General features: G+C 69.9%; 11 protein-coding genes. 6 read left to right on the plus strand and 5 right to left on the minus strand.

Annotated elements, in window-relative coordinates; all coding sequences use genetic code 11:
• Window positions 1-35: 35 nt before the first annotated feature.
• Window positions 36-845: a TrmH family RNA methyltransferase gene (locus IE290_RS19100; protein ID WP_191245988.1), complete on the minus strand. Its 810-nt coding sequence runs from the start codon at window positions 843-845 to the stop codon at window positions 36-38.
• A 199-nt stretch (window positions 846-1,044) separates the two neighbouring features.
• On the opposite strand from IE290_RS19100, the gene IE290_RS19105 reads away from it, so the two are divergent.
• The 5 genes from IE290_RS19105 (at window position 1,045) to IE290_RS19125 (ending at window position 6,117) form a co-directional block, all read left to right on the plus strand.
• Complete coding sequence (locus IE290_RS19105) at window positions 1,045-2,547, plus strand: glutamate-cysteine ligase family protein (protein ID WP_191245989.1); 1,503 nt, start codon at window positions 1,045-1,047, stop codon at window positions 2,545-2,547.
• Between the two features lie 76 nt (window positions 2,548-2,623).
• On the plus strand, window positions 2,624-3,283 hold the full coding sequence (locus IE290_RS19110; RefSeq protein WP_191245990.1) for a biliverdin-producing heme oxygenase: 660 nt from the start codon (window positions 2,624-2,626) through the stop codon (window positions 3,281-3,283).
• A 163-nt stretch (window positions 3,284-3,446) separates the two neighbouring features.
• Window positions 3,447-4,067 (plus strand): superoxide dismutase, encoded by a 621-nt coding sequence (locus tag IE290_RS19115; protein WP_191245991.1) that lies wholly within the window; start codon window positions 3,447-3,449, stop codon window positions 4,065-4,067.
• Window positions 4,068-4,167: 100 nt separating this feature from the next.
• Entirely contained in the window at window positions 4,168-4,956 is a 789-nt protein-coding gene (locus IE290_RS19120) for an arylamine N-acetyltransferase family protein (RefSeq protein ID WP_191245992.1), read from the plus strand.
• A 174-nt stretch (window positions 4,957-5,130) separates the two neighbouring features.
• Window positions 5,131-6,117 (plus strand): hypothetical protein, encoded by a 987-nt coding sequence (locus IE290_RS19125; RefSeq protein ID WP_191245993.1) that lies wholly within the window; start codon window positions 5,131-5,133, stop codon window positions 6,115-6,117.
• 13 nt (window positions 6,118-6,130) lie between these two features.
• On the opposite strand, the gene IE290_RS19130 is transcribed toward IE290_RS19125, so the two are convergent.
• The 3 genes from IE290_RS19130 to IE290_RS19140 all read right to left on the minus strand — a co-directional run bounded on the left by IE290_RS19130 (window position 6,131) and on the right by IE290_RS19140 (window position 8,637).
• Window positions 6,131-7,387, minus strand: a complete 1,257-nt coding sequence (locus IE290_RS19130) for an MFS transporter (RefSeq protein ID WP_191246317.1) — start codon at window positions 7,385-7,387, stop codon at window positions 6,131-6,133.
• A 176-nt stretch (window positions 7,388-7,563) separates the two neighbouring features.
• Window positions 7,564-7,986, minus strand: coding sequence for a MarR family winged helix-turn-helix transcriptional regulator (locus tag IE290_RS19135; RefSeq protein WP_191246318.1), 423 nt, complete (start codon window positions 7,984-7,986; stop codon window positions 7,564-7,566).
• 60 nt (window positions 7,987-8,046) lie between these two features.
• Window positions 8,047-8,637: a dihydrofolate reductase family protein gene (locus IE290_RS19140; RefSeq protein ID WP_191245994.1), complete on the minus strand. Its 591-nt coding sequence runs from the start codon at window positions 8,635-8,637 to the stop codon at window positions 8,047-8,049.
• Window positions 8,638-8,705: 68 nt separating this feature from the next.
• Between IE290_RS19140 and IE290_RS19145 the strand changes: the two genes are divergently transcribed.
• Complete coding sequence (locus IE290_RS19145) at window positions 8,706-9,293, plus strand: TetR/AcrR family transcriptional regulator (protein WP_191245995.1); 588 nt, start codon at window positions 8,706-8,708, stop codon at window positions 9,291-9,293.
• On the opposite strand, the gene IE290_RS19150 is transcribed toward IE290_RS19145, so the two are convergent.
• Complete coding sequence (locus IE290_RS19150) at window positions 9,275-10,732, minus strand: NCS2 family permease (protein ID WP_191245996.1); 1,458 nt, start codon at window positions 10,730-10,732, stop codon at window positions 9,275-9,277. The genes IE290_RS19145 and IE290_RS19150 overlap by 19 nt on opposite strands.
• Window positions 10,733-10,736 lie beyond the last annotated feature (4 nt).

Genomic DNA, 10,736 nt, shown 5'->3' on the forward strand with positions numbered 1-10,736 from the left:
GCATGCACCTTTCCGGCCGTCACGCCAGGACGTCGTCAATTTACCGCCGCGGCGAGCTCGTAGAAGGCCACCGCCGCGGCCGTGGCCACATTGAGCGAGTCGACGCCCTCGCTCATCGGGATCCGCACCGCGACATCGGCACTCGCCAGCGCCTCCGCGGTCAGCCCGGGCCCCTCCGACCCGAGCAGCAGAGCCGTGCGGCCGCCACCCGCAGCCACCTCGCGCAGCGTCCGCGAATCCGCCCGCGGCGTCAGCGCCGCCACCCGGAACCCGGCCGCCCGCACCCGCTCCAGCCCGGACGGCCACGGCGTCAGCGCGGCGAACGGCACCCGCAGCACGTTGCCCATCGACACCCGCACGCTCCGCCGGTACAGCGGGTCCGCGCAGCCGGCGCCGAGCAGCACCCCGTCCACCCCGAGCGCGGCCGCGTTGCGGAACAGCGCGCCGATGTTCTCGTGGTCGCCGACACCCTCCAGGATCGCGATCACCCGCGCCCGCGCGAGGATCTCGTCGGCGTCCGGCTGCGGCGCGCGGTCGGCCACCGCCAGCACGCCGCGGTTGAGGTGGAACCCGACGACCTTCGCCATCACCTCGGCCGAAGTGACGTACGCCGGCACCGGCACGTCCGCCAGATCGGGCGCGAGCTCGGCGATCCGCCGCTCGACCCCCAGCAGCGCCCGCGGCGGGTAGGCTGACGCGAGCAGGCGCCGGACCACCACGGTTCCCTCGGCGATCACCAGGCCGCGCCCGCCGGGCCGGTCCGGTCGCCGGTCGGCCGTGGAGAGGTCCCGGAAGTCGTCGAGCCTGGGATCACCCTCGTCTTCGGTTCGCACGATGAGCGCCACGGCATGAAGTCTGCGGCTTCGGGGTAGATCCTCCGTCGTCGGGGTGGGTGCTCCGAACGAGCTGAGTACCCCTGGGCCGAACGGAGCAGTGTGACGCGGAGTGCAGCACGTCACCGCGAGGCCAACCGTTTTGGCCGATGACCGGCGGCGATCGTTGTGCGACCGTTGGCGGCCGGAACACCACAGAAGCAGGGATGGCATGGGCAAGGACGTGTCGGCGGACAGCTTCAGCCCCCGGGACCGGGCGCGGTACCGGCACAAGCTCCAGCGGTGCCTGGACACGCTGGCCCGGATGCTCGCCGACGACGGCTTCTCGTTCCCGCGAAGACACATCGGACTCGAGGTCGAACTGAACCTCGTGGACGATCGGCTGCGGCCGTCCATGTCCAACAGCGCGGTACTGGAGGCGTTGGACAGCGAGTCCTTCACCACCGAGCTGTCGCAGCACAACATCGAGCTGAACGTGCCGCCGCGCCCGCTCGCCGGCAAGTCCGCGATCGAGCTGGAGCACGACCTGATCGGCTACCTGGGCGAGGCCGACCGGAACGCGACCGCGGCCGGCGCGCGGCTGGCCGTCATCGGCATCCTGCCGACGCTCACCCAGGACCACTTCGACCAGAAGTGGATCACCAACAACACCCGCTACACCCTGCTCAACGACCAGATCTTCGCCGCCCGCGGGGAGAACATGACGCTGTCCATGGACGGCGCCCCGCTGGGCGGGCACAACCCGGAGCGGTTGCGCACCTACTCCGAGTCGATCCTGCCCGAGGCCGCGTGCACGTCCGTGCAGCTGCACGTCCAGGTCGCGCCGGAGGAGTTCGCCACGCACTGGAACGCCGCGCAGTGCCTGGCGGGCGTGCAGGTGGCGGTCGGCGCGAACTCGCCGTTCCTGCTCGGCAAGGCGCTGTGGCACGAAACCCGCATCCCGCTGTTCCTGCAGGCCACCGACACCCGGCCGGAGGAGCTGCGCAACCAGGGCGTGCGGCCGCGGGTGTGGTTCGGCGAGCGGTGGATCACCTCGATCTTCGACCTGTTCGAGGAGAACGTCCGCTACTTCCCGGGCCTGCTGCCGGAGACCGACAGCGAGGACCCGCTGGACGCGCTCGAGGCCGGGCAGGCGCCGAAGCTCACCGAGCTGATGCTGCACAACGGGACCGTGTGGCGCTGGAACCGCCCGGTGTACGACGTGGTGGACGGCAAACCGCACCTGCGCGTGGAGAACCGCGTCCTGCCGGCCGGGCCGACGGTGCTCGACATGATGGCGAACGCGGCGTTCTTCTACGGCGCGCAACGGGCCCTGGCCGAGGCCGAGCGTCCGGTGTGGACACAGATGTCGTTCCAGGCGGCCGAGGAGAACCTCTACGCCGGCGCGCGCAACGGGTTCGACGCCCAGCTCTACTGGCCGGGCCAGGGCTGGGTGCCGCCGGACGAACTGGTGCTGCGCGTGCTGCTGCCGCTCGCGGTCGAGGGGCTGCGCAGCGCCGACGTGTCCGAGGCGGCCATCGACCGCTACCTCGGCGTCATCGAGCAGCGCTGCCTGACCCGCCGCAACGGAGCGTGGTGGCAGCGGGCGACGGTCACCGAGGCGGAGGACCGCGGCGCCGACCGGGACACCGCGCTGAGCGCGATGCTGGGCCGCTACCTCGAGCTGAGCCGCGGCGGCGAGGCCGTGCACACCTGGCCGGTGGACACTGCGTGATCATGGCGGCTCTGTTCGGGTCAATCCGGCCTTGTTAGGGTAGCCTAAGTGACGGATCTCGCTTACAGTGCCACTCATGGCGGCTCCCCTCGCGGTTGACTCGGACCTGACCCAGACCCCGTTCTCGACCACCCTGAGGGAGTCGACACGACGCGCCCACGACCGGGCGCACCACTCCCGGTACATGCGCGAGCTGTTCAACGGCGACCTGGACCTGAGCGAGTACGCGCGGCTGGCGGCCCAGTACTGGTTCATCTACCAGGCGATCGAGGAGGCCGCGGACGCCATGCGCCGCGACCCGGTCGGCGGCCGGTTCGTGTTCGACGAGCTGCGCCGCGTGCCCGCGCTGGCGGTCGACCTGGAGTTCCTCTACGGCGAGCGCTGGCGGGAGCGAGTCACGCCGGTCCCGGCGACCGAGGACTACGTGCGGCGCATCCGCTCGGTGGCCTTCGACTGGGCCGGCGGCTACGTCGCCCACCACTACACCCGCTACCTCGGCGACCTCGCCGGCGGACAGGCGGTGCGCAAGCTGCTGGCGAAGGCCCACGGCGTCGAGGGGCCGGGCGCGCTGTTCTACCACTTCGACGACATCGACAACGTCCCCGCGTTCCGGAAGCGGTACAAGGCGCTGCTCGACGGCACCCCGTGGACCGGGGCCGAGCGCGAGCGCATCGTCACCGAGACGCTGGTGGCGTTCGAGTTCAACATCGCGGTGCTCGACGACCTGGCCCAGTGATCATCGGCACACCCCGTTGACCTCCATCTAGCTGGAGATTGCAGGGTTGGGGCATGACCGGTTCCCGCAGTGCGGACAGCGGCTCCCCAGTTAGCTTCCCGCGCGCGCGAGGACTAGGTTTTGATACCGCAAGGGACTCTGCGTCAGACAAGAAGGAGGGCTGATGGCCCGCTACGAGCTTCCTGACCTCGACTACGACTACGGCGCGCTCGCCCCGCACATCTCGGGTCAGATCAACGAGCTGCACCACAGCAAGCACCACGCGACCTACGTCAAGGGCGCCAACGACACCCTGGACAAGCTCGCCGAGGCTCGGGACAAGGGCGACTTCGGCTCGATCGTCGGCCTGGAGACCACGCTGGCGTTCAACCTGGCCGGGCACGCCAACCACGTGGTGTGGTGGAAGATCCTGTCCCCCGAAGGCGGCGACAAGCCGACCGGCGAGCTGGCCTCGGCGATCGACGAGGCGTTCGGCTCCTGGGACAAGTTCCAGGCGCAGTTCACCGCGGTCGCCACGACCATCCAGGGCAACGGCTGGGCCGCCCTGTCGTGGGACCCGGTGGGCAAGACGCTGATCACGCAGCAGCTGCGCGACCACCACAACAACCTCATCCTGCCGACCGTGCCGATCCTGCTGGTCGACGTGTGGGAGCACGCCTTCTACCTCGACTACAAGAACGTCAAGGCGGACTACGTCAAGGCGCTGTGGAACGTCTACAACTGGGGCGAGATCAGCAAGCGCTTCGACAACGCCGTCTCCGGCGGCAACGGCCTGCTCCTCTGAGCTAGCCCGATCGAGGGGTCCTTCCGCGCACCCGCGCGGACAGGGCCCTTCTTTTTTTCCGCTTGACCTCGACCACAGTGGAGGGTGCAGGCTGGCTGCCATGGATGTCGACGCGTACCTGGACCGCATCGGGGCCGACCGGCCGGCCGCGCCCACCGCGGCGGCGCTGCGGGACCTGCACGAGGCCCACCTGCTGACGGTGCCGTTCGAGAACCTCAGCGTGCACCTGCCCGAGCGGATCGTGCTGGACGAGGACGCGTTGTTCGACAAGGTGGTCCGGCGCCGCCGGGGCGGTTTCTGCTACGAGCTGAACGGCCTGTTCGCCGCCCTCCTGCGCGAGCTGGGGTTTGCGGTGACCCTGCTGAGCGCCCGCGTGTTCGGCGGCGGGCGGTGGGGTGTGCCGTTCGACCACCTGGCGCTGCGGGTCGACCTGGACGAGCCGTGGCTGGCCGACGTCGGCTTCGGCCGCTTCGCCCGCCACCCGTTGCGGCTGTCGGCGTGCGAGCCGCAGCCCGACCCCGAGGGCGAGTTCCTGGTGCTGGACGCGCCGGACGGGGACATCGAGGTGCGGATGAACGGCGAGCCGGCGTACCGGCTGGAGCAGCGGCCGCGGCAGCTGGCCGACTTCGGACCGACCTGCTGGTGGCAGGCCACTTCGCCAGACTCGCACTTCACCCAGAGCGTGCTCGCCACGATCTCGACGCCGTCCGGCCGGATCACCCTGGCGGGCGACAAGCTGATCGAGACGGTCGACGGCAAGCGGGCCGAGCGCGAGGTGAGCGAGGCGGAGAAGGTCGAGGCGTACGGAGTGCACTTCGGGATCGACGTGAACGAAGCCCCGGCGCTGGGATCCTTCCCGGCGCCGGGGCTCCGCCCGTTCCCGAACTGACTGCCGCTCCCACCACGAAGCGGACAAGCCTTAGGTTAGCCTAACTTCACCAGAGGCCGCAAGGGGCGGGTAGGAGAAGATCGTCCGTTCACCCGTCAGCGTGGTCTGACGGGTTGTCCGACGTTCAGGGGATCACTGATCGAACTCGCTCGGTCACCGGATAGCGTTCGGGGCGTGAAGACGTCGACAGTGATCGCGGTTGTACTCGGCGTGCTGCTGTCCTTCGCGTCCGTCGCCGGCGCGGCCGGCTACCTGTGGTCGCACGGCAGCGACGCGCCGCCACCCGCCCCCGGGCTGCCTGCCGTCTGGCCGAGCCGGGACGGTGAACTGCCGCGCCGCGTGCCGATGCCGTCGGGCGAGATGCTCGCCGCGCTGCCCGCCGGCAGCTCTGGTCACGTGCTGTGCCAGGCACTGTCCGAGCAGCGGTGGGAGGCCGTGCTCGGCGGCGCCACGCTGCGCGAGGTTCGCGGCAACGTGTGCCACCTGGTCACCGGCAGCCTCGACGTCACCCTGCGTCTCGACAACGTGCCCGCGACTCTGCGGTCGCCGCAGTCGGTGACGGTGTCCGGGCGGGCCGCGGAGGTCGAGTCGAGCGGCACCGTCAACGCGCGGCTCAACGTCCACCTGGTCGACGACGAGCCGAGCGCCGAGGTGCACCCGTTCCTGCGCGTCGACATCACCCGGTACGCCGTCACCCGCCCGGGTCTCACGCTGGACGACCTCGCCACCTCGATCGCGCGGGACGTCATCGACGCGACGATGGCGCCCGGCCCGGACCTGCCCGCGCAGGGCCGCGACGCGGTGATCGCGATGCGGGTGATGGAGCCGATGCCGGGTTACGGCATCCAGGACGCGCCGTGGCCGGTGGTGTCGTGGCAGCTGTGCACGCAGCTCGCGAAGGCGATGAGCACGAGCCCGTCCACGGCGAAGCCGAGGTTCGACGGCCGCTGCACGGTCCGCACGGTGCAGGCCGCCCTGACCGACGACGTCACGCCGCGCGCGTACCCGGACACGCTGGCCGGCCGCCCGGCCCTGATCACCGACGACGTGGTGGCGGTGAAACTCGAGGACGACTCCAGCCAGGAGCTGACGTTCACCGGAACGGGCCGCGACCTGAAGGCACTCGCGGAGAGCGTGCTGCCCGCACTGCTGGGCCGCTGACGCGGGCCAGGCGTCAGGCGGCGCGGCGGCCGCTGAGGACCCGTAGGCCCGCCAGGCGCACCGGGCGCGTCATGCCGCCTCGTCGGGCGAGCACCGCCGCGCACGCCACCGCGGCCACCGCGGAGATCACGCCGCCGATGAGGAACGGGGATCGGCCGCCGAAGGTGTCGGCCATCCACCCCACCATCGGGCCGCCGATCGGGTTGCCGCCGATCAGCACCAGCACGTAGATCCCCATCACGCGGCCCCGCATCTCCGGGCTCACCGAAGTCTGCACCAGCGAGTTCGCCGTGTTCAGGAACGTGATCGTGGCGAACCCGAGCGGGATCAGCGCGATCCCGAACGCCAGGTAGGTCGGCATGAACCCGGCCACGAACTCCACCGCCCCCAGGCTGAACGCCGCGACCAGCAGCAGCCGCACCCGGGGACGGCCCCGCGCCCCACGGCGGGCTGCCATCAGCGAACCCGTGAACGTCCCCACCGCCAGCAGCGTGGACAACAGCCCATAGCCGTCCGCCTGCGTGCCGAACACGTTGCCCGCCACGATCGCCAGCGACGTGAAGAACGTGATGCCGAACGTGCTGACGAAGAACACCAGCACCATCAGCGAAACCAGGTCCGACCGCCCGCGCACGTACGCCAGCCCCTCGCGCAACTGCCCCTTCGCGCGGGCCACGGCGGGCCCGCGGAACAGCTTGTCCGGGTCCATCAGCAACAGCCCGGTGATCACGGCCAGCGTGCTGACCGCGTTCGCCAGGAACATCCAGCCCGTGCCGACCCACGTGATCGCGAACCCGGCGATCGCGGGCCCGACGATCCGGGCCATGTTGAACACCGACGAGTTCAACGCGACCGCGTTCGTGATCTGCTTGCGCCCCACCATCTCCGCGACGAACGACTGCCGCGCCGGCACGTCCAGCGAGCTGAAGACACCCAGCACGAAGCACAGCACGTAGACCTGCCACAGGGTCACCACCCCGGACACGTCGAGCAGCCCGAGCACCAGCGCCTGCACCCCGATGCCGCTCTGGATGGCGATGCACAGCTTGCGCTTGTCCACCCGGTCGGCGAGCACACCGGCCCACAGGGACAGCATCAGCGTCGGCAGGAACTGCAGCGCCACCGCGATCCCCAGCGCCACCGGGTTGTTCCCGGACAGCTGGAACACCAGCCAGTCCTGCGCGATGCGCTGCATCCAGGTGCCGATGTTGGAGATGATCTGGCCGGAGAAGAACAGCCGGTAGTTGCGCACCCGCAGCGAGGCGAACATGCTCGCCTTCGGCTGAACCTTCTCCTCGGGCTCCGCGACGGGAGCCGCGGCCGGCTTTGGCCGCATCCGGCCGGACGGCGCGGTGCACGTGGCGCGGTCCGCGGGTGGTGCCTGGCCCCGGGTAGCTGTGTTCGTCAGTTCGGACTGTCCCTCAGTACCCGTGTTGAGCCCCACCGTTATTCGTTCCCCGCCATCCTGTCGATGATCTCGGCGGCGCGGGCGAGCACTTCCCGCTCGTCGCCGCTCAGTTCTGCCAGCTTCCGGTCCAGCCAGGCCTCGCGCACCGAGATCGTCTCCCCGACGAACGCCCGGCCCCGCTCGGTCAGGGCGACGATCGACTGCCGCCCGTCCGTCGGGTGCGGGCTGCGCTCGACGTACCCGAAGTCCTCCAGCGCCGCGATGACCCGGGTCATCGACGGCGGCTGGACACCTTCCTTGGCCGCGAGCTTGCCCGGCGTTAGCGGTCCGCACTTGTGCAGCGTGGACAACGCCGCGAGCTGCGTGAGCGAGACGTTCTCGTCGGTGCGCTGCGCCCGGAGCTTGCGGTTCAGCCGCACCACCGCGAGCCGCAACCGGCTCGCCAGGGCGGGCTCCCGCATATCGGACACATAGTTAGCATACCTCACGATCAACTGGACGACCTGGTGAAATCGGTCGCATCAGCTCCGGCGCCGGAACCAGTTGACCACCACCCCGTTGTCGAACGACTTCCGGTCGGTCACCGCGAACGGTGTCGGGTCGAACTTGCCATCCACCATCGGAATCCCCGCGCCCGCGACGACGGGGTAACTCTTGACCACCATCCGGTCGATCTCCGGCAGCACCTCGCCGGCCAGCTCGCCGCCCCCGCAAAGCCAGATGTCCTTGCCCGCCTCCTGCTTGAGCGAGCGCACCAGGCCGAGCGGATCACCGGGGACCACCGTCACCGCCGGATCCTCGCCGGGCCCGAAGGTGCTCGAGACGACGTACTGGCGCAGGTGCGCGTAGGGACTGGTGAACCCCTGATCCAGCCCGGGCCGGTAGGTGCCCAGCCCCATCACGATCGTGTCGAACTCCCGGTTGGGCGTGTTCTCCAGACCGAATGCCGGTCTCATCATCGTCGGGATGGTCTCCGGGTACCGCTCGGTCATCCATGCGCTGTACGCGGCGGCCTGTTCCTCGTCGCCCTGCGGGTAGAAGTCGTACTCGCCGCCGGGACCGGCGATCCGGCCGTCGATGCTGACGCCGATGTAGTAGACCAGTTCACGCATGAATCGCTCCATTCGTAGTACTCTGTCCGTAGTGGTTCAACCGTAGTACTACAACTGGAGTGGTGTCAATGGTGCGCAGGAACGACGAACGACGGGCGGCTCTGCTGGACGCCGCGATCGAAGTGCTGGCCCGGGAGGGCGTCCGGGGCCTCACCTACCGGGCGGTGGACGCGGAAGCCGCCGTGCCGGCCGGCACCGCGTCCAACTACTTCACCAACCGCGACGACCTGCTCTACCAGACCGCGCAGCGGGTCTACGAGCGGTTGCAGCCCGACGCGGCGACGATCGAACGGCAGCAGACCGCACCCCGGGACCGCGAGACCTACACCGAGCTGATGCGTGAGCTGGTGAGCCGGATCAGCTCGTTCCGCAGCGGCTACCTCGCGCTGCTCGAACTACGCCTGGAGGCCACGCGCCGCCCCCGGCTGCGCGAGCTGCTGACCGAGCGCGTGCGCGCGGACGTCGAGGCGAACGTCAACTACCACGAGCAGTCGGGGCTGCCCGGTGACGCGACCGCGGTGCGGCTGCTGATCCTCGCCCTCAACTGGCTCATCGTCGAGCAGCTCACGCTGCCGGACGTGTTCGGCGAGGCCGATCGCGATCAGCTGGTCGCGGCCGCGGTCGAGCGTCTGGTGGCTCAGCCGAGCGCGTCCTGAATCGGCCCGACGCCGAAGTAGGCCACGAACGCCACGGCGATGATCCACAGCAGCGGGTGCACCTTCCGCGCGCCACCGGTCACGACCTGGATCAGCACGTAGGAGATGAACCCGACGCCGATCCCGTTGGTGATCGAGTAGGTGAACGGCATGACGACGATCGTCAGGAACGCGGGCAGCGCGATCCGGAAGTCGGTGAAGTCGATCTCGCGGACCTGGCTGATCATCAGCGCGCCGACGATCACCAGCGCCGGCGCCGCGGCCTCGACCGGGATCACCTCGTACAGCGGGGTGAAGAACATGGCGGCGATGAACAGCAGCCCGGTGACCACGTTGGCCAGGCCGGTCCGCGCGCCCTCCGCGATGCCGGCCGCCGACTCCACGAACACGGTGTTCGAACTGGACGAGCCGACGCCACCGGCGACCGCGCCGAGGCTGTCCACGAACAGCGCCTTGCCGGTGTTCGGCAGTTCACCGTCTCGGTTGAGCAGCCCGGCCTCCTTGCCCAGGCCGGTCATCGTGCCGATGGTGTCGAAGAAATCGGTCAGGATCAGCGTGAACACGATCAGCGCGGCGGTGATCGCCGGGACCTGCACCCAGGCGTCGAAGTTGACCTTGCCGATCAGCGACAAGTCGGGCAGACCGGCGATCCGGTCGGGCAGCGCCGGGTAGCCGAGGTTCCAGCCCTTCGGGTTGGTGCCGCCGGCCGGGCCGGCCTTGACGATCGCCTCGACGATGATCGCGATCACGGTCGTCACCAGGACGCCGATCAGGATCGCGCCGCGCACCCGCTTGGCGACCAGGATGCCCGTGATCAGCAGCCCGATCACGAACACCAGCGTCGGCCAGCTCGCGATCGACCCGCCGATGCCCAGCCCGACCGGCACGGTGGTGTTCGCCGCGTCCGGGATGCGCCGCACGAACCCGGCGTCCACCAGGCCGATCAGGGTGATGAACAGGCCGATGCCGACCGCGATCGCGGCCTTCAGCGCGGGCGGCACGGCGCGGAACACCATCGTGCGCACGCCGGTCAGCACCAGGACCAGGATGATCAGGCCGTTGAGCAGCACCAGCCCCATCGCCGCGGGCCAGCTCATCTGCGGCGCGACGCTGACCGCGATCAACGAGTTGATGCCGAGCCCGGTGGCCATCGCGAACGGGTAGTTCGCCACGACGCCCATCAGGATCGTCATCACGCCGGCGATCAGCGCGGTCACGGCCGCCACCTGCGGGACCGGCAGGATGTTGCCGAACAGGTCCTTGTGCGCGCCCGCGTCCGAGGCCGAGAAACTGCCGATGATCAGCGGGTTGAGCACCACGATGTAGGCCATCGTGACGAAGGTGACCAGCCCGCCGCGAACCTCGCGGCCGACGCTCGACCCGCGTTCGGTGATCTTGAAGAACCGGTCCAGCCCGGTCCTGCCGCCCTGCTCAGCCAATGCA

The organism is Amycolatopsis deserti, assembly GCF_014653945.1.
In the GTDB taxonomy this organism is placed as follows: Bacteria; Actinomycetota; Actinomycetes; order Mycobacteriales; family Pseudonocardiaceae; genus Amycolatopsis_E; species Amycolatopsis_E deserti.